Annotated in this window: 12 protein-coding genes; 4 read left to right on the plus strand and 8 right to left on the minus strand. The window is 65.1% G+C overall.

Annotated elements, in window-relative coordinates:
- Nucleotides 1-365: 365 nt before the first annotated feature.
- Complete coding sequence (locus ACEN9Q_RS13770) at nucleotides 366-7,427, plus strand: hybrid non-ribosomal peptide synthetase/type I polyketide synthase (RefSeq protein ID WP_495628856.1); 7,062 nt, start codon at nucleotides 366-368, stop codon at nucleotides 7,425-7,427.
- A 373-nt stretch (nucleotides 7,428-7,800) separates the two neighbouring features.
- A complete protein-coding gene (locus ACEN9Q_RS13775; protein ID WP_056435455.1) occupies nucleotides 7,801-9,234 on the plus strand; it encodes a sugar porter family MFS transporter in 1,434 nt (477 codons plus the stop codon).
- 347 nt (nucleotides 9,235-9,581) lie between these two features.
- Here ACEN9Q_RS13775 and ACEN9Q_RS13780 read toward each other — a convergent pair whose 3' ends face one another.
- The 4 genes from ACEN9Q_RS13780 to ACEN9Q_RS13795 form a co-directional block, all read right to left on the minus strand.
- Nucleotides 9,582-10,508 (minus strand): hypothetical protein, encoded by a 927-nt coding sequence (locus tag ACEN9Q_RS13780; RefSeq protein WP_495628857.1) that lies wholly within the window; start codon nucleotides 10,506-10,508, stop codon nucleotides 9,582-9,584.
- Between the two features lie 166 nt (nucleotides 10,509-10,674).
- On the minus strand, nucleotides 10,675-11,046 hold the full coding sequence (locus ACEN9Q_RS13785) for a hypothetical protein (RefSeq protein WP_495628858.1): 372 nt from the start codon (nucleotides 11,044-11,046) through the stop codon (nucleotides 10,675-10,677).
- Between the two features lie 38 nt (nucleotides 11,047-11,084).
- Nucleotides 11,085-12,530, minus strand: a complete 1,446-nt coding sequence (locus ACEN9Q_RS13790; protein WP_495628859.1) for a DUF1593 domain-containing protein — start codon at nucleotides 12,528-12,530, stop codon at nucleotides 11,085-11,087.
- A gap of 184 nt (nucleotides 12,531-12,714) precedes the next feature.
- Nucleotides 12,715-14,073, minus strand: a complete 1,359-nt coding sequence (locus ACEN9Q_RS13795) for a glycoside hydrolase family 5 protein (protein ID WP_495628860.1) — start codon at nucleotides 14,071-14,073, stop codon at nucleotides 12,715-12,717.
- A 560-nt stretch (nucleotides 14,074-14,633) separates the two neighbouring features.
- On the opposite strand from ACEN9Q_RS13795, the gene ACEN9Q_RS13800 reads away from it, so the two are divergent.
- Entirely contained in the window at nucleotides 14,634-14,954 is a 321-nt protein-coding gene (locus ACEN9Q_RS13800; protein WP_495628861.1) for a hypothetical protein, read from the plus strand.
- 142 nt (nucleotides 14,955-15,096) lie between these two features.
- Nucleotides 15,097-18,186: a family 43 glycosylhydrolase gene (locus ACEN9Q_RS13805; protein ID WP_495628862.1), complete on the plus strand. Its 3,090-nt coding sequence runs from the start codon at nucleotides 15,097-15,099 to the stop codon at nucleotides 18,184-18,186.
- Between the two features lie 124 nt (nucleotides 18,187-18,310).
- On the opposite strand, the gene ACEN9Q_RS13810 is transcribed toward ACEN9Q_RS13805, so the two are convergent.
- From ACEN9Q_RS13810 to ACEN9Q_RS13825, 4 genes are all read right to left on the minus strand, one after another.
- Nucleotides 18,311-19,564, minus strand: a complete 1,254-nt coding sequence (locus ACEN9Q_RS13810; RefSeq protein WP_495628863.1) for a helix-turn-helix domain-containing protein — start codon at nucleotides 19,562-19,564, stop codon at nucleotides 18,311-18,313.
- 562 nt (nucleotides 19,565-20,126) lie between these two features.
- Complete coding sequence (locus ACEN9Q_RS13815) at nucleotides 20,127-21,263, minus strand: aldose epimerase family protein (RefSeq protein WP_082547674.1); 1,137 nt, start codon at nucleotides 21,261-21,263, stop codon at nucleotides 20,127-20,129.
- 272 nt (nucleotides 21,264-21,535) lie between these two features.
- Nucleotides 21,536-23,503, minus strand: coding sequence for a PA14 domain-containing protein (locus ACEN9Q_RS13820; RefSeq protein ID WP_495628864.1), 1,968 nt, complete (start codon nucleotides 23,501-23,503; stop codon nucleotides 21,536-21,538).
- 610 nt (nucleotides 23,504-24,113) lie between these two features.
- The gene (locus ACEN9Q_RS13825) at nucleotides 24,114-25,544 is read right to left on the minus strand and encodes an efflux transporter outer membrane subunit (protein ID WP_495628865.1); all 1,431 of its coding nucleotides are present in this window, start codon (nucleotides 25,542-25,544) and stop codon (nucleotides 24,114-24,116) included.
- Nucleotides 25,545-25,553: the final 9 nt, after the last annotated feature.

The following is a 25,553-nucleotide window of genomic DNA, read 5'->3' on the forward strand; positions in this document are numbered from 1 at the left end:
TACGCCAGCGTGTGGCGAAACCGAAACCAACCGCATCCGGCGCCGCGCGAATGTCATCGAAGGGTCATGGAGCGCATGCTAGAATGCCTGCCCGTAATGACGCAAGATCTGCTGCACGTCACTTACTTGCCTGACCACACTTCCCGATAATGCAAAGCCCGGTTCGAGCGCCGCCAAGGTGGCAGGCGCGTTACCGAACCGCGGGCGAATGCCGTGACCAACGCCTTTCCGACACTGCCCTGAGTGAGCCGGCACGATCGCACCGACCGGGCCCGCATGCCGCGCGCCGGCGTGCACGCATCGCACGCCGTTCCTTTCGCAATTTGCACCATCACCTCCCGTCATCCCGACCCATCGGACACACCATGAACAACGGCACCTCATCGACTCATCCTTCGACCACGTCCACCCCGGCCGCAAGCCGGCCCGGACCGCCGCTGTCGCGCGGCCAGCGCGCCATGTGGTTCCTGTGGAACCTGGCGCCCGACGGCGCGGAATACGGCCTGCCGATGGCATGGACCCTGCGCAGCGCGCTCGACGCCGGCGCCCTGCGCGCCGCCCTGCAGGACCTGGTCGACCGCCACCCGGTGCTGCGCACGACGTATGCCGCGCCGGCCGGCGAACCGGCGCAGGTGATCCACGCGCACATGGCGGCGGCGCTCGAACCGGTGGACGCGTCCGGATGGGACGAACACACGCTGGACGCGCGCCTGACCGAGGCCGCCGCGCTGCCGTTCGACCTGGAACATGGGCCGGTGTTCCGCACGCACCTGTTCTCGCGCGGCGAGCAGGAGCACGTGCTGCTGTTTAACAGCCACCACATCGCCACCGATACCTGGTCGCTGATCGTGATGCTGGAGGAACTGGGCATCCTGTACCGCGCCAGGATCGCGAAGCAGGCCGCCGTGCTGGCGCCGCGCGGCCTGGCCTATACCGATTACGTCGCATGGCAGCAAGAGCTGCTGGATTCGCCGCGCGGCGCCGCGCACTGGGCATACTGGCAGGAACAGCTGTCTGCCCCACCCACCCTCGGCCTGCCGACCGACCGTCCGCGCCCCGCGGTCCAGCGCCACGCCGGCGCCGGCATGCCGTTCACGCTCGACGAGGAGCTGACGGCGCTCGTGCGCGCGCTGGCACGCGCGGAAGGCGTCACGTTCTACACCGTGCTGCTGGCGGCCTTCTACGTCCTGCTGCACCGCTATACGGGCCAGGACGACCTGGTGGTCGGCTCGCCGCGCTTCGGGCGCCCGCCGCAAGGCTACGAACGCACGGTCGGGTACTTCGCCAGCCCGTGCGCGTTGCGCACGCGGGTCGACGGCGCGGCGAATTTCTCGGATTTCCTGCAGCAGGTGCGCGAAGTGCTGGTCGGCGCCAAGGCGCACCAGGATTTTCCGTTCCCGCTGGTGGTCGAACGCCTCGGCCTGCCGCGCGACCCGAGCCGCAGCCCGGTATTCCAGGTCGCGTTCACGTACCAGAAGGCGCAGCTGGCGCACATGCAAGGCCTGGCGGCGGCGCGCATGGGCCTGGGCGGCGCACGGCTCGACCTGTCGGGCCTCGCGCTCGAGTCGTATCCGCTCGAGCAGCGCAGCGTCAAGTTCGATCTCGACTTCGTCGTCGAGGAGGTCGACGGTTCCCTGCGCGGCGTGTGCTGGTACGACACCGGCCTCTGGGACCGCGACAGCATCGCCTGGCTGGTCGAGCATTACCAGGTCCTGCTGCGCGCGGCCTTGCGCAGCCCCGCCACCGCGCTGGCGCGCCTGCCCATGCAAACCGCGCGCGAGCAGGAACTCGTCGCGGCCTGGAACGCCACCTGCGCGGCGTTTCCCCAGACCTGCGCCCACCGGCTGTTCGAGCGCCACGCCGCGCAGGCGCCGCACGCCGACGCCCTGCGCCATGCGGGCGGCACGCTGAGCTACGATGCACTGAACCGGCGCGCCAACCAGCTGGCCCGCCACCTGCGCCGGCTCGGCCTGCAACCGGGCCAGATCGTCGGCGTGAGCGTGGCGCGCGGCACGCCCGACCTGGTGATCGGCGCGCTGGCCATCATGAAGGCGGGCGGCGCCTACCTGCCGCTCGATCCCGACTACCCGCACGACCGCCTCGCCTTCATGGTCGAGGACGCCGGCCTGGAACTGCTGCTGACCCAGGCCACGCTGCGCGGCCAGCTGCCGCCGAGCCAGGCGCGCCTCGTGCTGCTGGACGACGAATGGCCCGCCATCGCACAAGAAAGTGCGGACAACCTGCCCGACACCCCGGGGTCGACCGACCTCGCCTACGTCATCTATACCTCGGGTTCGACCGGACGCCCCAAGGGCACCCTCCTCGAGCACCAGGGCCTGACCAACCTGGCGCACCTGATGGCCGCCGCGTTCGCCGTCGGGCCGGACAGCCGCCTGCTGCTGTTCGCGTCGTGCAGCTTCGACGCCTCGGTGGCCGACATCTTTACCGCGCTGTGCGCGGGCGCCTGCCTGTGCCTGGCGTCGAAGATGGCGGTGATCCCGGGCTCGGCCCTGGTCGACACCATCGACACGCACGCGGTCACGGTCGTGATCCTGCCGCCGTCGGTGCTGGCGCTGCTGCGCCCGCAGGATCTGCCGAGCCTGAAGACCGTGGTCACGGCGGGCGAAGCCTGCAGCCTCGAACTGGCGCGGCGCTGGAGCGGAGAAGTCCGCATGATCAACGCCTACGGCCCGACCGAGGCCACCGTGTGCGCCACGCTGCAGGTGCTGCGGCCGGACCTGGAGCGCGTCAGCATCGGCCATCCGGTCGCGAACGCCCGCGCCTACGTGCTGGACAAGCAGTTGCAGCCGGCGCCGCTGGGCGTGCCCGGCGAGCTGCACATCGCCGGCGTCGGTCTGGCGCGCGGCTATCTCGGCCGTCCCGACCTGACCCGCGAACGCTTCATCGTCCATCCGTCCGGCGAGCGCCTGTACAAGACCGGCGACCTCGTGCGTCGCCTCCCCGACGGCAGCCTCGAATTCCTGGGGCGCCTCGACCACCAGGTGAAGATCCGCGGTTTCCGCATCGAATTGGGCGAAGTGGAAGCCGTGATCGCGTCGCACCCGGACGTGCGCGACGCGCTGGTGCTGGCGCGCCCGGACGCGAGCGGGGCCCAGGCCCTGGCGGCCTATGTGATCGCCCGCGACGGCGCCAGCCTCACGCCGGCGGCGCTGCGCGCGCATGCGCACGGCCGCCTGCCCGACTTCATGGTGCCGGCCGGCCTGGTCCTGCTCGACGCCTGGCCGATGACGCCGAACGGCAAGATCGACCGCAACGCCCTGCCCGACCCGGCCGCCGGGCACGCCGGCGCGTCCCGTGAAGCGCCGCGCGACGCACTCGAACAGCAGGTCGCGGCCATCTGGCGCGAGGTGCTGAGCCTGGACGCGGTCGGCATCGACGACAGCTTCTTCGACGTCGGCGGACATTCGCTCAGCCTGGTGCAGGTCGAGGTGGCGCTCGAACGCCAGCTCGGACTCGCCGTGCCGACCATGGACCTGTTCCGCTTCCCGACCATCCGCACCCTGGCACAGCACCTGCGCGGCCTGTCCGGTGCGGACCAGGATGCGCATGCGCCGCCGCCCCCGGCGCCGGCATCCGCGCGCGGCGCCGCCACCACCACCACCGGCATCGCCATCGTCGGCATGGCCGGCCGCTTCCCCGGCGCCGAGGACGTCGACGCGTTCTGGCGCAACCTCAGTGGCGGCGTCGAATCGATCGTCGACCTGAGCGAGCGCCAGCTGCGCGGCGCCGGCGGCGCGCCCGAGATGACGGCGCAGCCGCGCTATGTGCGGCGCAAGGGCATCCTGGACGACGTCGCCCGCTTCGACGCGCCCTTCTTCGGCTATCCGCCGCGCGAAGCCTTGCTGATGGACCCGCAGCAGCGCCTGTTCCTCGAAGTCGGCTGGCAGGCGCTCGAGCACGCCGGCTACGACAGCCAGGCGTACGCCGGCCGGATCGGCGTGGTCGGCGGCACCGGACGCGCCTCGTACATGCTGCACTTGCTGGACACCAACCCGGCCTCGGCGGCCGAGCTGTTCCAGACCACCATCCTGAACGACAAGGACTTCCTGTCCACCCGCCTGGCGCACAAGCTCGACCTGCGCGGGCCGGCGCTGACGGTGCAGACGGCCTGCTCGACCTCGCTGGTGGCGGTGCACGTGGCCTGCCAGCAGCTGCTGCAGGGCGACTGCGACATGGCGCTGGCCGGCGGCGTGTCGATCGAGGCGCCGCACGGCAGCGGCTACCTGTACCAGGAGGGCCACATCCTGTCGCCGGACGGCCGCTGCCGCGCGTTCGACGCCGATGCCGCCGGCACCGTGCGCGGCAGCGGCGGCGCGGTCGTGGTGCTGAAGCGCCTCGATGACGCCGTGCGCGACGGCGACACCGTCTGGGCCGTCATCAAGGGCTCGGCCATCAACAACGATGGCGCGGCCAAGGTCGGCTACACGGCGCCCGGCGTGGACGGCCAGGCCGAGGTGATCGGCCTGGCGCTCGAGCGCGCCGGCGTCGATCCGCGCAGCATCGGCCTGGTCGAGGCGCATGGCACCGCGACCCCGCTGGGCGATCCGATCGAAGTCGCGGCGCTGACCCAGGCCTACCGGAAATACACGGCCGACCGCGGCTATTGCTTCCTCGGCTCGGTCAAGACCAACGTCGGCCACCTCGACGCCGCGGCCGGCGTCACCGGCCTGATCAAGGCGGCGCTGGCGCTGCACCATGGCGTGGTCCCGGCCACCCTGCATTTCCGCTCGGCCAATCCGAAACTGAACCTGGCCGCGAGCCCGTTCACGGTCAACGCCAGCCTGGCGCCGTGGCCGGCGCCGGCCGCGGACATGCCGCGCCGCGCCGCGGTGAGCTCGTTCGGCATCGGCGGCACCAACGCCCACGTGGTGCTGGAGCAGGCCCCGCCGGCCACCGCGCCGGGCGCGCGAGGGGACGGCGCGCCGCAGTTGCTGACGCTGTCGGCCCGCTCGGCCGCCGCGCTGGACGCAATGGGCGCGAACCTGGCGCGCCATCTCGCGGCGCATCCGGACGCCGACCTGGCCGACCTCGCGTACACGCTGCAGGTCGGACGCGCCCAGCTGCCGCATCGCCGGACGGTGGTCGCCGCCAGCTGTGCCGAGGCGGCCGACGCCCTGGCGCGCCCGGCGCAGCCGGTCCCGCCGCACGCGGCGTCGGGCGGCGCGCGCGTCTGCTTCCTGTTCCCGGGCCAGGGCCTGCAACAGGTCGATATGGGACGCGAACTGTACGACGGCGTGCCCGCATTCCGCGCCTGCATCGACGAATGCGCCGCCGCGCTGCAGCCCTTGATCGGATGCGACCTGCGCGCCGTGCTCTACCCCGCGCCCGGCCAGGAGGCGGAAGCGGCGCGCCGGCTGGCGCAGACGGCGCTCACCCAGCCGGCCATGTTCGTGGTCGAGTATGCGCTGGCGCGCCAGCTCATGGCATGGGGCGTGCAGCCGCACGCCATGATGGGGCACAGCCTGGGCGAATATGTCGCGGCCTGCCTGGCCGGCGTGATGTCGCTGCCGGATGCCCTCAAGCTGGTCGCCGTGCGCGGCCAATTGATCCAGCATCTGCCGACCGGCGCCATGCTGGCGGTGCAGGCCGCGCCGGAGGCGTTGCAGCCCTTCGTGGGTGCCGGTGTCGACCTGGCCGTGGTCAACGGCCCGCAGTCGTGCGTGCTGGCCGGCAGCCACGAAGCGATCGCGGCGCTGCAGGACAGGCTGGCGGCGGCCGGCCTGCGCGCCAGGGTCATCCCGACCTCGCACGCGTTCCACTCCGCCATGCTCGACCCGGTGCTGGCGCGCTTCCTGGCGCACGTCGGCGAGGTCGCACTCCACCCGCCGCGCATCCCTTACATCACCAACGTGACCGGCACCTGGGTGACGGCGCAGCAGGCCACCGATCCGGCGCACTGGGTGCGGCACATGCGCCAGACCGTGCGCTGCGCCGAAGGCCTCGACCTGCTGCTCGAGACCCCGGACGGCGCCTATCTCGAAGTCGGCCCGGGCCAGACTTTCAGCGCGATCCTGAAGCGCCATCCGCGCAAGGATGCGTTGCGCCTGGCCCTGCCGACGCTCGCGTCTCCGGCCCACCCTTCCGACCACGCGGCCCTGCTGGCGGCGCTGGGCCAGCTGTGGGCGGCGCACGCGGCCGCCCCGGCGTGGCGCACGCTGCATGCGATTGGGGCGCGCCGCCGCGTCCCGCTGCCGGTCTATCCGTTCGACCGCCATCGCTACTGGCCGCAGGCGGCGCCCGCGCAGCGCAGCGTGGCCGCGGCCCTGGCGGCCGCCCCCGCCGCGAGCGCGGACCACGAGGCGCAGCCGGCGGCGCCCGCGTCCGCGGTTGCCGCGCCGCGCGCCGAGGACGAACTCGAACACCAGGTCGGCCGCGCGTTCGCCGACGCGCTGGGCCTCGATACGGTCGCGCCGGAAGACGATTTCTTCGAGCTCGGCGGCAGTTCGCTGTCGGCGCTCGGCGTGCTGATCGACCTGGAACGGATCACCGGACGCGCGCCGTCCAATGGCCTGCTGCTGGAAAATCCGACGGTCCGCGCCCTGGCCCGGGCCCTGCGCGCGGACGTGCGGGCGGATGCGCGGGCGGACGCGCGCCTGGTCGGCCTGCGTCCGGGGAACGGCGCCGCGCCGATCTTCTGCATCCACCCGTACGGCGGCCATACCGCCGGCTACGTCGAGCTGGCGCGCCACCTCGGCGCGGACCAGCCGGTGTACGGCGTGCAGGCGCGCGGCCTGCAGGGCGAAAGCGCGCCGCTGCGCACCATCGAGGCCATGGCGGAGGACTACATCGCCCTGATCAGGACGCGCCAGCCGTCCGGCCCCTATCGCCTGGCGGGCCACTCGATGGGCGGCTGCATCGCCTACGAAATGGCACAGCAGCTCACCCGCGCCGGCGCCGGCGTCGAGCTGCTCGCCCTGTTCGACTCGCGCGCGCAGAACGCCAGCGAACGCCCGCTGTACCGCAACAGCGCCTACGGCCGCATGGCCAGCCGCGACTGGCTGAGCGACGAGGCGGTGATGCTGGGGATCCTGTTCCCGAAGCTCGAGATGGACTGGGAAGGCCTGCGCGACCGCCCGGCCGGCGAACACCGCGCGCTGGCGCAGGACGCCATCGTCCGGCAAGGCCTGCTGCCGGCCGGCACCGGGCATGCGCAGGTGCGGCACCTGCTGGCCGTGACCGACGCCAACGACGAAGCGCTGCGTTCCTACCGGCCCCAGGTCTACGCCGGCCAGGTCCTGCTGTTCTGCGGCACCGAGGGGTTCGCGCCGCAGTTCGGCGAGCCGGACCTCGGCTGGGGTGCGCTGGCCAAAGGCGGCCTGGAGCTGGTCATGCTGCCGGGTGACCACCACGGCGTGATGACGGGCGCGAGCGCCCAGGCGATGGCGCGGCGCCTGGCGCAGGCTTGACGTCGCGGCGGCGCCCATCGGTATTGGTTGCATCCCGGGTTTGCCGGCATCGCAAACGAAAAAACCCCTGCAGTCAGGGGCTTCTTTTCACTTCTGATGCTCGAGATTGCCGGACTGGCCGGCCCCACCAACGCCGCGGCGGTGCATTTTTACCGGGATTTCTCCATAATTTTCCCCGGCGACGGGCTGGCGTCACGAGCGAACCTTTTGCACCCCGTCGCAATGCATTGACACACGCACGGAAATCAGCCAGACTCGCCAGATATGTTAGCGCTATTTGTTTGATGATACAGGATGTTATGAACCCTCGTTCCCCTGTGGACGAGGAGAAGCAAGCGCGCCGCAGATGCAATGACAAACCAAGGAGACTTTTATGAACAGCAGTGCCGTCGAGAGCACACATACCATCCAGGCGGCGGAAAACACCCGCCTCATCGTCCTGATCAGCTGCGTTGCCACCATCGGTGGCTTCCTGTTCGGCTTTGACAGCGGCGTCATCAACGGCACCGTCGACGGCCTGAAGCAGGCCTTCCATTCGACCTCCGCCGAGCTCGGATTCGAAGTCGCGTCGATGCTGCTGGGCTGCGCACTCGGCGCCTTCTGCGCCGGCCGCCTGGGCGACCTCTGGGGTCGCCGTACCGTGCTGATCATCTCGTCCCTGATGTTCCTGACGTCGGCGCTGGGCGCGGGCTTTGCAACGACCTCGGCCGTCTTCATCGCCGCCCGCGTGCTGGGCGGCTTCGCGGTCGGCGCGGCCAGCGTGATGTCGCCGGCGTACATCGCCGAGGTGGCCTCGGCCCGCTACCGGGGCCGGCTGGCGACGGTCCAGCAGATCGCCATCATCAGCGGCCTGTTCTGCGCCTTCCTGAGCAACTATGCCCTGGCGCACGCGGCCGGCGCATCGACCGGCGTGTTGTGGCTCGGTCAGGAGGCATGGCGCTGGATGTTCTGGATGATGGCGATTCCGTCCGTGCTGTTCTTCCTGCTGCTGCTGACGATCCCGGAAAGCCCGCGCTTCCTCGTCGCCAAGAAGCGCAAGGACGAGGCGCTGGCCGTGCTGGAACGCCTGTACGGCGCGGCCGCGGCGCGCACGAAGTTCGCCGCGATCGACGTGTCGCTGGCCGAAGACCACCACCGTCCGCGCCTGTCGGACCTGGTCAACAAGGCCACCGGCAAGCTGCGCCCGATCGTCTGGGTCGGCATCGGCCTGGCGACGTTCCAGCAGCTGGTCGGCATCAACGTGGTGTTCTATTACGGCGCGGTGCTGTGGCAGGCCGTGGGCTTTTCCGAGAGCGATGCCTTGCTGATCAACGTCCTGTCCGGCGGCCTCAGTATCGGCGCCTGCATCGTGACGGTGTTCCTGATCGACCGCATCGGCCGCAAGCCCCTGCTGTGGATCGGATCGGTCGGCATGGCGGTGACGCTCGGCCTCGTCACCATCGCCTTCGCCAGCGCCAACCTCGACGCCAACGGCAAACTGGCCCTGTCCGGCACGATGGGCGTGCTGGCCCTGGCGGCAGCGAATATCTACGTCATCTTCTTTAACATCTCCTGGGGTCCGGTGATGTGGGTCATGCTGGGCGAGATGTTCCCCAACCAGATCCGCGGTTCGGGCCTCGCGGTCGCCGGCGCGGCCCAGTGGACGGCCAATTTCCTGATCACGGTGACCTTCCCCGTGCTGCTCACGAGCATCGGCCTGGCGGGCGCTTACGGCCTGTACACGCTGGCCGCGCTGATCTCGATCTACTTCGTGCTGCGCTACGTGCATGAAACGCGCGGCAAGGAACTGGAGCAGATGGAAGGCTGAGGGCACGCGAAATCGCGTTGGCCGGGGCGTGCCGCCCTGGCCGCCAGCAAGAAGGTCGTTGATGATGAAATCCACATCATCAACGACCTATCGTTTTTTGACGGTGCGACCTGTAGAGACAATCCCGCGATATCCTGCCCATCGCGCCGGACGACGCCATCGTCCGCGCGCAAGTCAGCAGTAAGCCACGTGCAATCGACGTGCCCGCACAAGTTCCGCCACCGGGCGCGTGAAGAGTGCAATGGCTGCGAACAGCCCGGCGGTGCCGAGACCTGGCAGCGCCCCGGGCGACGGCGGACATCGCAGCCGTGGGCGAACCCGAGCGCGACCGGATGCTGTCGCGCGGCTCACGGCTCGAAACCTTCCCGGAAGTCGATGTAGTCGAGGTTATATACGTTGAAGTTGACGTAGGTCTTGCCGGCACGTTCGACGCGCTCGGGCTTGCCGTACACGAAAAACCAGGCATCCGGGCGGCCTCGCTCGCTCAAGTCCTTGAATTTGCGGTCGAACAGCGTGCGCGAATACGCATTGGCGATACGCTGGTCCGGTACGAACAAGGACGGCCGGTACTTCTTCCCCTTCAACACGACGGCACACTGTGGAACGAACGTAATGGCATAGCCGGTATCCTTGCGGTCGACGAAGGCGCGGCCGAAATACACGCGCCAATGCGATGCCACATCCTCCAGATCCAGATTGGCCAAAGGCACGAACATGTCGCGGTACGACAGTCGAAATCCTCTTATCGACAGCATCTTCACGGCGTCGACACCCTGCTTGCGATATTTGGCAAAGCGGCTGACAAGGCTGCCGACCGAATAGGCCGTGGCCGGACGCGAAGACCCATCACCCGGGCTTCCGGCGCGGCGCTTGCGTTTGGTCTGAACCGCCCCATCCGGCCCCACCGGCACCGCCTGGACTTTCACCTCGTGCGAAGGCGGACGGGTCAGCACAAACTGGTCGGGCAGCGTCTCGTCCTTCCTGCCGCGCTCGCGTCGTGCTTCCTCATCGCGCGCGGACGCTATCTCTTCACAGCCGCCGTGATCGTCGCACTCGGCCGTATGCTCGTCGCCGACGCGGCGGAAATATGGGTCGACGGCCATGTCCTGGCGCAGCTTGTCGAGGTTGGCTGCCGTGATGTCGCCCGCGCAGCCCGGGTACAAGCAGAAAAAATTGTGCTTGTCGAGGATGCGTCCGGCCGTGAACAGTTCGTAAGCCGTGTCGATGTCGACGATTTCCTCGAGGTCGCTGCTGAAAGCGTGTTCGATTTTCATGAATGCGCTGCTGTACGGTTGTTAGAGATACAAGTAGTGTAGCCATTTAATTTCCATACAACAACTAAATGCAGGCGCTCGATCGCCCTCTCTTGACCTTGACCGGCAAGCGCGTGACGACTTCACCAGGCGCGTCGTGTCAGGTTCCCGCGCTCATGGTTTCCACTTACCCTGCGTCATCGCCAGACGTGGCGGCGTGGGCATGCGTCCGCGGCGCGGCGATCGGGATCACGCGGTGCGGCTCGTCTTCCTCGGTCAGGAAGACGAACCGCTCCTCGCCGAAGGCTTCAGGGCAGCCCGGCAAAGCGATCGTGCCAGTGGCGGCGACGGGAAAGCGCTGGTCCTTTTCGATACCAACATCTTCGTCGACATGCTCAACGGCGTCCCCGAACCGACGTCCGAGCCAGGCAGCTACGATCAATCCGCCGCCACCGCTTGAGCCTGTGGCACTCCCGTCGTAACCCACAACCCGAGAGACTTCAGCTGGAACGGCAGCGACGTTCATTTCCTTACGATTACGGCTCCATTCGATCGTCACCGGCTGCACCTCGTTTTACGGTGAGATTATCTGCATGCTCAGGGCGCAGACGGCACGACAGTGACGATAACGCGTCCGTAACGCGTCAGTGCCGGACTGCCCTTGTCAGTCACCTTGACGATGAAGTGGGCGGTCTCCGTCTTGCTTACCACGGGCGCCTGCCCCCAAACGGTATGATGGTTTTCGGCATACCCCAGCTTGATCTCCTCCCTGTAGCTGCCAGCTTCGGGATACTGAAACCACAGGTAGCTCAAGCTATCTCCATCGGGGTCGGAGCTGCCGGCCGCGCTCAGCATGAAGCCCTCTCCCGATTTGACGGTCAGCCGATCGCCAGGGGTAAGCTTTACGACTGGCGGATGATTCGCCCCCTTGTATGGCTTGGTGCTCCACTCCATTCGCGCTGCGAAATCGTTCTGGAAGTCTTTGCGCCAGCGCCAGATGGTGGTCCTGTACCCAGTGGAGACCTTGTCGCCGGCGTGCACGGCGCGGCCGAAGTCGCTGTGGACCATCGGCCTGTAACGATCCACTGCGTTGGTCCAGATGGCATGAGGCTCTTGCAATACAGGTACGTTGCCGGTGAAGCCTTCCGGATTCGTATCCTTCAACGCAGGCGTGTAGAACTCGTAGCGCCCACCCCAGCCGCCCCAGTCCGGATGCTCGGGTGCGTTCAGGCCGTTCGGTATCAAGGACAGGAAGGATGGCGTATCGCCCTCAACGCCAAAGGAAACATCCGGATACACCGCACCCAGCGGCCCATGCCCCTGTTGAATATGCGCGGCGATCCAGCCGTTGCTCACTTCCGTGTTGTCGAAGCCAGGCTCGGTCGCGTGCATGCCAGTCCAGGTGCCATTGCCATAGCCGCCGGGGCTGACGATATAAAACAGATCGGGAAAGTGGGTGCGTATCCAGAAACCGGAATCGTCCTGATCGGAGATCGTGTAGACGCGCAACTTCTTCACCAGGCGAGCGGCCTGCTCCGGTGTTCTGTCGTGGCTGATCCGATACAACGCTTGAGCAAGCGTATTGGCACCGCCCCAGACCGAAACCCATAGGGGACGCGTATCATTTTTCTCCAGGGCCTTGATGATGGCGTCCGATCCCGGCGAGTCCTTGCCGTCGCCGACACCTTGCATGCCGTAGACTTGCGAGCCGGAGCGCACCACCGCTTTGAGCGCCTGCGCTTTCGGAAACCCCGGTTCGTGCTTCAACAAGTTGGGTTGTACCCGGCCGTAGGCGTCGATGATCGCACGGATGGATTCCGGGGCGATGCGCGACTTCTGATGGGTGGAGGTCGTGGCGACGAGGCCTTCGATATCGATCTGGTTCGCGTAGAGAAGCAGGCGCACGAGCGACTGGCTGTCATCGGGATCGGCCTCGATATCGGTGAGGACAATCAGGCGGTGTTTGGGTTCGGCGACGCCAAGGGCAGGCACGCAAACCAGTAAGGCCGCCAGCATCGCTGTAGTTGAAAGTAGTCGCATCATTATCTCTGTATTGAATTGGGGGGCCTGTCTCGCGGGCCGGGGTCATGCGCACGACCGGCGACTGAACCCGGCCAAACGAAACGGCTCGGCGAGGAACGCGCCGAGCCGGACCGCATCCGCTGCAAGCCACTGACGATGCGGTGAACTGCCGCGCAGTCTGTCATGCGATTGCGGGTGCGCCAGCCTACGGAGTCGCGCCTTTCACGAGCGCATCGAGGAGGTTCGGATCGAGGACTGCATTATCGTTGCCCCGGTCGATCAGGCCGCCCACGTCCCAATAGAACGGTAGCACACCGTTGGCCACTGCCGACTTGGTGACGTAGTTTATATAGTAGACACGCGACTTCTTATGCAGGGCCAGTGCATCGCCCGTCAGATTGATACGCAGCATCGCGGCGTACTCGCCGAGCACCACCGGAATGCCTTTGTCGACAAACTGCTGCCTGATCGACGAAAACTGCTGATCGACATAGGCCTCTTCCTGCTTGTCGGGGTTATGGGCGGTGTCCGTGGTCGAATGATTATCCTTGCCCCAGTAATAGAATGCATTGCCATACCATTCATCTTTATCCAGCAGGGTAAATTGCCAGGGGTAAAAGTGCACCTCATACATCAGCTTGTTGCTGACGGTGTCGGTCGGCATGGCCGTCCACATCGTCGCTGATTTATCGATGTCCACGGACGGTCCTTGCACCACCAGGACGCGGTAGGCATTCTTGCCGCCGGTGGCCCGCACCGCGTCGATGAAGGTCTGGTGGTAGGACATGAGCACCGGCATTTGGTCGGCCGTCTTGACAGCCGGCTCGTTGGCGCCGGCAAACATCAAATGCTCGTCGAAGTCGCGCATTTGCGTGGCGATCTGGGTCCAGAACGCCTTCTGCTTCTGATTGACCGCTATTTGCTTGTCGGGCACGACGTTGTTTTCGAGCCAGCCGCCGTCCCAATGGATGTTCAGGAGCACATACATCTGGTTGTCGACGCAGTATTTGACGACTTGCTTGACGCGGTCCATCCAGGCCTGGTCGATCTTGCCGGTCTGCTGGTTGGCGTACTGGTCCCAGGCAACAGGCAGCCGGATGGCGTTGAATCCGTCCGCCTTGGCCGCCTTGATCATCGCCTCGGTGATCCTGGGATTGCCCCACGCGGTTTCTCCGCCGATCGCCTCCATCGTGTTGCCAATATTCAACCCCAAACGAATCTTGCTGGCGAGCTGGACAGCGGTGCTGCCCATGCCGGCAGCATCGGGCGCGATCGGATTCTGGTTGTAGTCCGGATAGAGACCCGCGGCCGGCGTCGTTGGAGCCGGTGTCGTCGGGACTGGCGTCGGCTGGGCTGGCGTGCTTGGCGCTGGCGTCGTCGCGGTTGGCGTCGTTGACGCGGGCGCCGCAGGCTTCGTGCCGGCCGTGCCGCCGCCACAGCCAACGTTTAATGACAGAATTCCAACTAATATGAGTACACGGCTGAGCTTCAAAGTAACCCCGAAATATTCATGCTGACAAATTACCCGTTGGCCTCGAATATTTTTTCGGCCAAGCGCCAACATTACCGAGGTCCCCGCCACGGCCGTTATCGCTTCCCCCGAAATTGCTTGCAATATGCGAAAAATTGCACAACTTGGGGATTTACAGCTACGGCTTGGGCGAGCGGATCGTCATGCTGCGTAAGCCCGATAACACGACGCGATCGATTACGCGTGTCCGCGCAAGCCGCGCCTGCATCCGTTCCGTCACAGATTGCCGCCGTCGCCGCAGGTCGCATGCAAGGAAGTGCAGTATCAATGCAATTATCTGCACCTTGTAAATGTCTTCACCGCTAGCGTAATTTCGATCCTTACTGTTCCCGAATCCCTGGGATAGACTTCGCCGGATTGCTGGACCGGCGGGCCTGGTCCCCGTTCCGCAAGCCTGAGCTCGCCCGCACTGCCAGCGGGCCGCGCCCTGTCCGCTTCCGGAACACGTAATGACAAAGAGACACTCTCCACGCAGCCAGCGCTCCGCGGTGGGCCCGTCCCGAGGTTGTCCATACGCCGCGCTGGCCGTCATACCCGGCGCCGAAGGCGACGTGCGGCCGGCCGACGGACACAGCTTTAATGGATACGACTGCATGAACATCATCAAACACAGCCTCGCCGTTCTCGGCCTGATCCTCGGCCACGATGGATGCGCACAACACGTTCCAGAATCCGCAGGTCATCAAGCCGGCGGCGTTCAGCGCGCGTGCCGCGGGCGGCAAGCTGTCGATCAAGGTGCCCGCAAAGGCCGTGATGGTGGTCGCTTTGGAGGAGTAAACGCCGCGCGCAGGCGCCTGGCGATCACCTTCATGTCCGATGGCACCGATGTGGCCCATCCTGAACAGGAGCGGCGGCTCACCGCTGCTGCAGCGGACCCCGCAAGGGCGCCAAGCCTCAATGAATTAACCTTGTAATTTGCCGCGCAGCCTGATAGGGCGGCCGCCTGCCGGCACGCTGCCGCCGATCCACCCGAAGGAGTGATCGGCGCCACCGGTTGGCGGGCCAGGCATCAATCGCCTGTCCCGCTCCACTTCCACACCTCGTTTTCTGACCTTCATGAAAAAGACACACCGCTCCGCTCTCGTTCTCTTGTCCGTACTGGCTTCGCTGCCCGCGGCGTCATTCGCGCTCAACCCGGTTATTCAGACGATGTATACCGCCGATCCGGCGCCCATGGTCAATAAGGGCACGCTCTACCTGTTTTCCAGCCACGATCAGGATGTCGGCGAAAAAAACAACTTCAACATGAAGGACTGGGTGCTCGCCACGACGACGGACATGGTGAACTGGACCCAGCATGGCGCGATCGCCTCCCTCCGGGATTTCGCCTGGGCCGCCAAGGAGATTTCCGGCTGGGACGGTTTTGACAACGGCGCCTGGGCTCCGCAAGTGATAGAGAGGGATGGCAAATGGTATCTCTACGCCCCGGTGCAAGGCCGGGGCATTGGCGTGCTGGTGGCCGACAATCCCCTCGGCCCCTACACCGATCCCATCAAGAAACCACTGATCGCCGGCCACGCCGGAGGCCTGTACGACAGCATCGATCCGACCGTCTACATCGACGACAAGGGCCAGGCCTATCTCGCCTGGGGCAATCCCAACCTGTGGTCGGTGAAGCTGAACAAGGACATGATTTCCTACGACACGAGCGTCGGGGAGAATGGCATCATTCGCCATCCGATGACCGTCAAGGCGTTGGGCGAGCGCAATCCTCCGGACACACAAGGCACGACGCTCCCGAAGCCCGCTTTGCGCGGCACGTCCTACGAAGAAGGTCCCTGGCTCTATAAGCGCAAGAATCTCAATTACCTGTTTTTTGCAGGTGGTCCCATCCCTGAACATCTCGGCTACTCCACCGGACCCACGCCCGAAGGCCCATGGACCTACGGCGGCGTCGTCATGAACCCGCAAAGCGCGTTCACCAATCACCCGGGCGTGGTCGATTTCAAGGGCAAGACCTACCTCTTCTACCACAACGCCGCGCTTCCGGGAGGCGACGGCTTCAAGCGTTCCGTGGCCGTCGATGAGTTGAAGTTCAACCCGGATGGCTCGGTCCGGACGGTCCAGCCGACCAGGGAAGGCCCGGCACCGGTCGCCACCCTCGATCCCTACCAGCGCGTCGAAGCCGAGACCATTGCGTGGTCTTCCGGTGTCAAAATCGAACCCAGCAGCGCCGGCGGCCAGAATGTGCGAGACATCCACGACGGGGCCTACATCCAGGTGCGCAATGTCGATTTCGGCGCAGCCGGCGCGCGCGCCTTCATGGCCAGCCTCTCCAGCACGGCCAAGCCGAAGCAGGCCACCGGGGCGAAGATCGAGATCCGTTTGGGCAAGCTCGACGGCCAGCTGATCGGCACGCTGCCGGTCGCGGGAACCGGCGGCCAATGGAAGCCGCAGTCTGTCCGGGTCTCCGGCGCCTCCGGCGTCCAGGATGTCTTCTTCGTGTTCCGCGGTGCGGCCGGCGAGGAACTGTTCAAGTTCGATTACTGGCAATTCTCCCATCATGACCTGCCCGCGGACCGCGCCTTCGGCGCGTTTCGGTCCGTTCCGGCGGCACGGGCGAATCGTGCCCATAATCCCCTGATCTGGGCCGACGTCCCGGACATCGCAATCATCCGGGTAGGGAAAACCTACTACATGAGCAGCACGACGATGCACATGAGCCCGGGCCTGCCGATCATGAAGTCGACGGACCTGGTCAACTGGAGCATGGCCTCCTACGCCTATGACACCCTGGCCGACAACGAAGCGTTCCGCCTCGAAAACGGCAAGAACGCTTACGGTCAGGGCTCCTGGGCCAGCAGCCTGCGTTACCACGACGGCATGTTCTATGCCTCGACTTTCTCCGCCACCGCCGGAGGACGCACCTACATCTTCGCCACGCGCGATCCCGGGCGCGGCCAGTGGAAAGAGACGAGTTTCGAGCCTGCGCTGGGTGACCACAGCCTGTTTTTCGACGACGACGGTCGTGTCTACATGGTTTTCGGGGGCGGTCGCATCTCGCTCATCGAGCTGAAACCCGATCTCTCCGGATTCAAGCCCGGCGGCGTGAACAAGGTCATCATCGAAAACGTCAACGCCCTCTTCGGCGCCGACCAGGGCGGGCTCAAAGCCGAGGGCTCGCAGCTCTCCAAGATCAACGGCCGCTACTACCTCTTCAACATCGCCTCGCCCAAGACCCGCTGGGCACGCACCGTCATCGTCCACCGCGCCGACACCATCGACGGTCCCTACGAGGGCCGCATCGCGCTCGATGATCGCGGTATCGCCCAGGGTGGCCTCATCGACACCCCGGAAGGTAAATGGTATGCCTATCTTTTCAAGGACAACGGCGCGGTCGGCCGCGTCCCCTACCTCGTGCCCGTGACCTGGAAGGACGGCTGGCCCGTGCTCGGCAAAGACGGCGAGGTGCCCATGTCGCTCGACATCCCCGCCGGCGGACAGGGCCCCTCGGGCGCGTCCGGCATCGTCGCGTCCGACGAATTCGACCGCTCGCCCGGTGCCCCGGCCCTGCCCCTCGCCTGGCAATGGAATCACAATCCCGACCCGCGTCACTGGTCGCTCACCAAGCGCCCTGGCTACCTGAGCCTGGTCACCGGCCGGGTCGATTCCAGCCTGCTCGAGGCCAGGAATACCCTCACCCAGCGCACCTTTGGCCCTGACAGTTTCGCCACGACCAGCATCGACGTGAGCGGCATGAAAGACGGCGACTGGGCCGGCGTGGCAGCTTTTCAGAAAATGTATGGTTTTGTTGGTGTAAAGATGAGCGCCGGCGCCAGATCTCTCGTCATGGTGAGCGCCGACTCCGGCCAGCCCGAGGAGGTCGCCGCCCTTCCCCTCTCCGGCACAACCGTTCACCTCAAGGTCGAATGCGTATTTCAGTCTGCGCCTGAAGAAGCCCGTTTCAGCCTCGGCGAGGGGGGCGCCAAGATCTACGGCATACCAGGGGCGCCTGAAGTCGCCCGCTTCTCCTACAGCCTCGACGGCAAATCCTGGACCCCGATCGGGCGTCCCTCGCGCCTTGTCTATACTTTCCCGCACTTCATGGGTTACCGCTACGCGCTCTTCTATTATTCGACGAAGACCGCAGGCGGCCGCGTCGACTTTGACTACTACCGGATCGGTCAAAGCGGCGTCTCCCGCTGACCGCCGCCCGCCTCTTCGCCTCACGCTGGACTGAATGCGCGCCCCGCCGGCGAAGACGCCTGTGGATGGCGCGCAGTGCTTCGAGAAAGCGGCCGCGCTCGGCGCCGCCAGCGGAAAATGGCCTTTACGGCGCCGGCTCGCGCGCGTCCTTTTTGCATGCATCCCGGAATGCCTTGGGCGTGCATTGGTAGGCTTCCTTGAAGAGCTTGATGAAATACGAGGAATTTTTGTAGCCGACCGAATAGGCAATTTCCGCAATACTGGCACCGGTGTTTTCCACCAACAGGCGCGATGCTTCGGTCAATCTGAGCTTGTTCAAGTAACCGATAAAGGTGTACCCCATTTCCGCCTTTAATATGTCGTTGACCTTATTGCGGTTGACGCCGGTTTCCGTCACCACGGTCTCCAGATCCAGTTCCGGATCCGCATAACGTGTCGCCAGCAATCGCAGAATGACGGATTTTCCTTTTTCCCGATGCGTCTCCAGCGCCAACTGCTGGTACGCCACCAGCGGCAAGTCTTTCTGCATCCGCGCATGAAGGTCATTGGCCAGGGTCACCGCGTACTGCCTGACGAACCACAACCCGAAACCCGCCCAGGCTACCGCCAGGAACGCGGCGAGAAAATACAGGTAGCCATATTTCCGCTCGTGCATTTCGATGTCCGCGATTTCGATACGCGACGGGATGCCGACGCGGCTGGCAGTGCTGGTGCCCACTTCGATCTGCGCAACCTTGGCCAGCGAGTAGCTCAGGTCGGATGGGTTGAGCTTGTTGAAGTCGACCCACCATTGCGGAACAGTCAAATGCGCCAGATCGAGTTCGGCATGAGCCCCGTCCTGATCGCAGTTAATGTATGCCGACGGCGAGCGGTAGGTCATCAGCTCATCCAGTTTGGACAGCTTGTCATCGAAGGTGGTCAGACTGACCCGAATGGTACCGGCGGGGAAGCAGCGTGCCTCGAAACTGATCTTGCCGAATCTGGACCAGTCGAGCAATGCCGGTTTGCCGTTCCTGTCTCTGAAGAGCAGGCCGCTCGATACATAGGGTCTGGAATTGCTGCCCGACAGGACGAATTCCATGATCAGACGCGCGCCATCGACTCTCGCATTCAGGCTGGTTGTCGCGTCGTTGCCTTTGTGCGTTCGCAACTGCCAGGAAAAATCTTCCTGCCCAAACAACGGGACGCGGTGATAGCTGCGGCTGACGCAAAAATACCCGGTCAGTATGCTCATACCGAGAAGCAGGATCAGCCGGACCAATGCTTTTGAATATAGCGAACGCATGTCAATGAAAATTGGCGGGTCCGACAGCGGCGAACCGACGCACGGGTTCTGTCGCATCGTTGAGCGCCAGACGTATTTTTCCGTGCCGGGCATGGCCCCGGCTTATGCTCGACTGACCAGTCCCGCCAGCGCGTAAAATCGGCCGGCAACCGACGTGCCGACGCCGCCGATCGTGCACTGGCATGCCTCGCTGTTCCATGAGCTTCTCGTCGTGTCGGTAGCTTAGCGGTCAAGCCGCGTACCAGCGAATATGGAACTCTTGCATATAGGTCGGGTATTAAACTGCCGCCGCGCACACCTGTTGATGGCTACGGTCCCGGCATCATAACAGGCGGGATATGGACGATCCCAGGGATTTTTGCAGCGGATCAACCGGAATCCGGCAGGCTGCCGATCTTCCGGTGTCATACAAATCTGTTCTCAGGACAGCCAATCCCTGCCGACGTTCACCACGACTGGAACAAGCAAGCCCTGATCGGTACGCCAAGCGGCGCAGGACATGGTATGGCATGTGAACGATGATACCGCCCTGAAGTCGCGCCATGGCCGATACCATCAGAAGGCCGTGCCGGATGGTGCCAGCCATTGCCGGACCATGCCGCCCGAGAAAAGGAAAAAGCCCCTGGAATCAGGGACTTGGGTTACGTCACGACGTTCAGCCCACCGAGAAGCGGAAGCGCATCTCCGTCTCGTACACCTGGCCCGGGCGCAGGATCGTGGTCGGATAGTCCGGACGGTTGGGCGAGTCCGGGAAGTGTTCGGGTTCGATCGCGAAGCCGCTGCGGTACGCATAGGTGTGGCCCTTGCCGTGGAGCGAACCGTCGAGGAAATTCCCGCTGTAGAACTGCACGCCGGGCTCCTGGGTGAACAGCTCCAGTACCCGGCCGGAGTGTGGCTCGCGCACACGCACCGCGCGCGCGAGGCTGCGGTCGCCGCCTGCCCGGTTCAGCACGAAGCAGTGATCGTACCCTTTGCCGTTGCGCAGTTGCTGATCCGCCTCGCCGATGAACTTACCGATCGGATGCGCCTGGCGGAAGTCGAACGGCGTACCCGCCACGGGGGCGAGCGGGCCGAGCGGAATCAGGCCGGCGTCGACCGGCAGGTAGCGGTCGGCGGCTATCGTCATGTCGTGGCCGAGAATATCCCCGTTGCCCGCGCCGCGCAGGTTGAAGTAGCTGTGCTGAGTCAGGTTGACCGGGGTCGCCTTGTCAGTCACGGCATGGAATCGCACGACGATTTCGTTGGCGTCCGTCAGGCTGTAGATCACCGTAGTGTCCAGGTTGCCGGGATAGCCCTCCTCGCCGTCCGGGCTGCGGTAACGCAGCGCCAGGCTGTCGCCCTCGATGGCCGCCGTCCATAACCGCTTGTCGAAACCTTGCTTGCCGCCGTGGAGGTGGTGATCGCCATCGTTGGTCGCCAGCACGTAGTCCTTGCCGTCCAGCGCGAAACGTCCATGTGCGATGCGGTTGCCGTAACGTCCGATCAGGGCGCCGAAATAGGGGCCTTTCACGAGGTAGGGTTCGAGCGTATCGAAGCCCAGCGCCACGTCGGTGAAGCGGCCGGCGCGATCGGGGACGTGGATCTCGGTGATGATGCCGCCAAAATCCAGGATTTTGACCAGCACGCCGTTCTTGTTCTTGAGCGTGTACTGGGTGACATGCCTGCCGTCGGGCAAAGTGCCGAACGGCGCGTGCGTGATCCCGGCGAGTGTCCGCGCGGTGCTTAGCGAGGAAATTGCCGCCACGGCGGTGCCGGCTGTTGCGCCCAGGAAGGCGCGGCGAGTGAGCGTCATACATGTCTCCATTGTTTACGTGAAACCGTTGAGTTCATAGGCCTGACAGGTGTACGTCCGGTGAATTGGTGACCGGGCAGGAGACGGGGGTACGTCATACGTTCTGATTTTCACGCAGTCATCCCTTACCTGATCCGCCAACCACGGTTCGTCATCCACGCAGTCGGAACATCATCTTCATTCGTGCCGCGGAACAGAAAATGCCCCTTTAGGTGTCGAGCGTTTTCGTGCGCAAGCTGCTGTCGTGTGGCGCGGTTTGAGCGCGCCCGAAACTAGTCCGGCACCACCGTCACCGGCTGGCGCGGCATGCCGGCCGAGGCCCAGCTCAGATGCATGCTGGACGGCCCGCTGGCGTGAACGTACTCGACGCGGATCGGATAGCCGCGGCCCGCCTTCAGCGCGATGCGCCCGTCGACCGTCGCGCGGCCGGCGGCAGTCTTGTTCAGCACCAGCACCTCGTTGATCCAGACCCGGGCCACGTTGTCACTGTCGACGTAGACGGTGTACACCCCGCCTGCCGGCGGCGCCAGCGTGCCGCGCCATCGGATCGCGTAATTGGTCTCGCTGACACCGGCCGATGCGTCGGGCGAGGCCGTGCCGCGCTCCGTGTTCAGGTCGAAATCCACGAGCGGCGTGACCGAGGTTTTTTTCAGCGTGTCGAAGTTGCCGTTGTAGTACTCGACCTTAAACACCGGCATCCTGGCAACCGGCCCATTGAGCGCTTCCACGTCGGCGATCGCCCACGGGTGGCCGTCCGGATAGACCAGTCCATGGAAGGGCGTGGCCGGCTCCGGCGCACCGTCCGGATTGTTCCAGGCGAAGCGTGTGTTGCTGCGGCCGATGCCGAACTCCCAGATGACGAAGCCGGTCCTGGTGGCGCCGTAGTGGGCGACGATGCCGGGCACCGTCTGCGTGCCGCGGTTCATGCTCTCCGAATTGAATACCGTCGGGCCGAAAGGTCCCGGATAGGCGGCGTCGTAGGAATGGAAGGAGAAGAAATCAGAAAAATACCAGGGCTCCCACTGCTGCACCGACGGGGAGCCGACCGGTATCGTGCTGCCGGTGTCCTTGATGGCGATGCGCGCGTCGTTCATCAGCACCACGTTCATCGCGCGCTCGCGGTTGGCCGAATTGCATCCCGCTTCGTTCATCTGCTCCCACGTCAGGATGCGCGGGTCGTCGCGGTGCGCCCGCACGATGTCCTGCACGTAGGCGCGCACCTTGTCCTTGTAGACTTTGTAGTAGTTATTCTTGACGTAGGCGCCGGGCGACTGCACCCAGCGGCTGTTGTGCCGGCCGGGTATCGGCGCACCCTGCTCGCCCAGATGCGGATTCGGGTCCCAGCAATCGTCGAAGAAGATTGGCGCCACGCGCATGCCGTGCGCGGCCGCGCTGGCGACGAAGTTCTCGAATTTTGCGAGCAGACCGACGCGGTCGCGCTCCCATTCCAGATAGTGCAGATACACGGCCAGGGTGTTGATGCCGTAGACTTGAGCGTAGCGCAGCTCGCGGTCGACGATGGCGGCGTCATAGTTCTGCCACCACTCCAGGTAGTTGACCACGTTCGTCGGCACGTACACCGCGCCCTTGACGTGCGAGAAGTCGTAGACGGGCACGGGCACCGTGCCCAGGTCGCGCAACGCGACATGGCTGAACCTGGCCGCGGCGCCGTCCGCCCGCAGGCCGGCGCCGCCGTTCATGTACATGTCGTCTCCGGCGCTGAGCATGTGGCTGCCGTCGACGTACACATCGATGCTCTTGCCCGATGAGACCAGTTTGAGGTGGTAGGACTTGCCGGCCTCCAGTTCCAGCGGATAGGCGATCATCTCGGTCCAGCTCTTGCCCTCAGCCTGCGGGTCGGTCTTGTCCTTGTACTGCCCTGAGCCGAGGCGGGCCAGCACCACGCTGTTGCGCGCCGTGCTCAATCCGACATAGTAGCCGTGGTAGCCAGCCGGATTGGCGTCGCCGCCGTCCGCCTTGCCGCTGGTGCGGAACTCGAAGCCGGCATCGCCGCCGGCGCCGACTTCCACATCGGCCTCCATGCTCAGGCTCTGGTAGACGGCGCCGTCGAGCAGCGTCCTGGAGACCGCGCCGGCGGCGACGCCGTGGCGGTCGCCTTCATGGGTCCATGACGCGCCACGGTCGGTCCAATGCGAGTCCGGAGCGGCGGCGGCAGGGAACGCTCCCGCCAATAGAAGCAGGGTTACAGTCAGCGCATTCGCGGCGCATCGTTTCATCATCGATATCATTGGTCAGTTCCTCAAGGTGCGCGCCTGCAAGTGCGGCTGCTAAAACGCCTGGTAACTTGACAATACTGATGGGTTTTCTTGTTTATATCAACATTAATTGTTATAAATAGGTATATGCCTTTGGAATGGCTGGGGCACGAACACGTTCGGGTCGCCACCATGCACAACATTCCAACAACTATTATTGTGAGTAATTAAAATCTTTGCGTGCGCGAAGCGCCCCGCCCAGCCCTGCCCGGTCAACGTCAGCAACCCATCAATCCCAACCTGGGCTCAAGCCGATCGCGCCGAGGGACCTGACCGTGTCGCTGTGGAAGGGCATTGATCCGCAGCTGGCAATAACAGGTATTTCGCAATGTCCGGCTTAGTGTTCCGCACTTTGTTGCGCTGTGAGGTATCCTGTCGAACCCCCACCTGATCGCCACCGTGCCCGAGGGCTACGCGCGCGAAGGTATGGCGCCGTTCAAACTGCGTTATCTGCCGCATCCGGTGCATGCGAAGTAACACAACGAGCCGGGGAACCAGTGGCTCAGGAGCGTGATCGCCGAGCTGGCGATCGACGAGGGTGTCAGTCCTGGCCAGGCGTCCCGGCCGTCCTTGATCAAGTTCTTGCGGCAGGCGAATTGCCTGGGCGTTGATCGTCCTTCCAACCGCCGCCGAGTGCCTTATACAAAGACACCGTCGCCTGCAGGCGCTTCAGTTTCAATTTCCCCATATCGTCCTGCACGTCCGATAATGCGCGCTGCGTATCGAGAACCGTCATCAAATCTTCGGCGCCCGACTTGTATCGGATTTCCGCCAGGTCGTACGCCCGGCGCGCCTGCTCCAGTTGGGCTGTCTTCAAGCGCCACTGCTCATCCAGGCTGCGGATCTGGCCCAGCGCCGTATCCACTTCCGACAGGGCGGCGATCACGGTCGCGCGATACACCTGGACCAGTTCCTGTTTTCGGGCGATGGCGAGGTCGCGTTCCCGCTTCAGCCGGCCGCCATCGAAAATCGGCGCCATCAACGAGGCACTGACATTGGCGAGCAGATTCGGGGCATTGAGCAGCGACAGCAAGGCGCTGCTTTGCGCGCCCATCGCCCCGGTGAGGTTAATGCTGGGGAACAGGTTCGCCCGAGCGACGGCGACGTTGGCATCGGCGGCAGCCAGGTTGGCCTCGGCGCGGCGGACATCGGGCCGGCGCGACAGGAGCTCGGACGGCAAGCCCGGGGACACCTCGGGCAAGGTAATCGTGTCCAGTCCATACTGGCCGACGGAGAATGTCTGCGGCGTTTTACCGAGCAGGATTGCCAGCGCCGACTGCGCTTCGCGCTCCTGCTGCATCAAGTCCGGTATTTCCGATTTTTGCTGCGCCACGGCGGACCGCTGGCGCGCGAGATCGAGCGTCGAGGCGGCACCCGCGCTTTGTTGTACCTCGACCAGCTTCAGGACATGTTCGGCGTTCGCAACGTGCTCGCGCGCGACGGCAAGCCGGTCATGCAGCGACAACACCTGCAGATAGGTCGAAACGATGCCGCTGGTGACCGTCAATGCCACGGTTTGACGGTCGAAACGATTCGCCTCGAGCGACGCTTCCGCGGATGCCACGCTCGCCTTGTTCTTGCCCCAGAAATCGACTTCGTAGGACACCTGCAGCGAACCGCCGGCGGAAGTACTCGCGCTGCCGCTTCCGATCGGCATGGCGCGGCTGGCGTCGCCGTAAAAATTTGCGGTCGGCAGCAAAGACACGCCGGCAATGCGCGCCTCGGCCTCGGCCTGCTTCACGCGTGCCAGTGCGCCCGCGAGTTCCAGATTGCTGGACTGGCCTTCATCGACAAGATGCGTCAGTTCAGGACTACCAAACCGCTGCCACCAATTCTTGTCAGGCCACTCCTGATGGTCCGGCGCTCCGGCGGCCGGCGCTCCGGCGAGGGTCCAACCGGCAGGCAGGTCGACCTTGGGCGGCGGCTCGGCGATTGGTGCATGGCTGGCACATCCCGTCAGCACGGAGCAAGCCAACAACGTCAGCGTCAAGGCGCGGTGTGTCATCGGCATGCC

The sequence above is a fragment of the Massilia sp. Masssp93 genome (assembly GCF_059491295.1).

Excerpts from the sequence above, each read along its gene's own strand:
- ACEN9Q_RS13805 (WP_495628862.1), top strand. The coding sequence starts at position 15,097 with ATGAAAAAGACACACCGCTCCGCTCTCGTTCTCTTGTCCGTACTGGCT.
- ACEN9Q_RS13825 (WP_495628865.1), bottom strand. The coding sequence starts at position 25,544 with ATGACACACCGCGCCTTGACGCTGACGTTGTTGGCTTGCTCCGTGCTG.
- ACEN9Q_RS13790 (WP_495628859.1), bottom strand. The coding sequence starts at position 12,530 with ATGATGCGACTACTTTCAACTACAGCGATGCTGGCGGCCTTACTGGTT.
- ACEN9Q_RS13770 (WP_495628856.1), top strand. The coding sequence starts at position 366 with ATGAACAACGGCACCTCATCGACTCATCCTTCGACCACGTCCACCCCG.
- ACEN9Q_RS13795 (WP_495628860.1), bottom strand. The coding sequence starts at position 14,073 with ATGTTGGCGCTTGGCCGAAAAAATATTCGAGGCCAACGGGTAATTTGT.
- ACEN9Q_RS13775 (WP_056435455.1), top strand. The coding sequence starts at position 7,801 with ATGAACAGCAGTGCCGTCGAGAGCACACATACCATCCAGGCGGCGGAA.
- ACEN9Q_RS13815 (WP_082547674.1), bottom strand. The coding sequence starts at position 21,263 with ATGACGCTCACTCGCCGCGCCTTCCTGGGCGCAACAGCCGGCACCGCC.
- ACEN9Q_RS13820 (WP_495628864.1), bottom strand. The coding sequence starts at position 23,503 with ATGATGAAACGATGCGCCGCGAATGCGCTGACTGTAACCCTGCTTCTA.
- ACEN9Q_RS13780 (WP_495628857.1), bottom strand. The coding sequence starts at position 10,508 with ATGAAAATCGAACACGCTTTCAGCAGCGACCTCGAGGAAATCGTCGAC.
- ACEN9Q_RS13800 (WP_495628861.1), top strand. The coding sequence starts at position 14,634 with ATGAACATCATCAAACACAGCCTCGCCGTTCTCGGCCTGATCCTCGGC.
- ACEN9Q_RS13810 (WP_495628863.1), bottom strand. The coding sequence starts at position 19,564 with ATGCCCGGCACGGAAAAATACGTCTGGCGCTCAACGATGCGACAGAAC.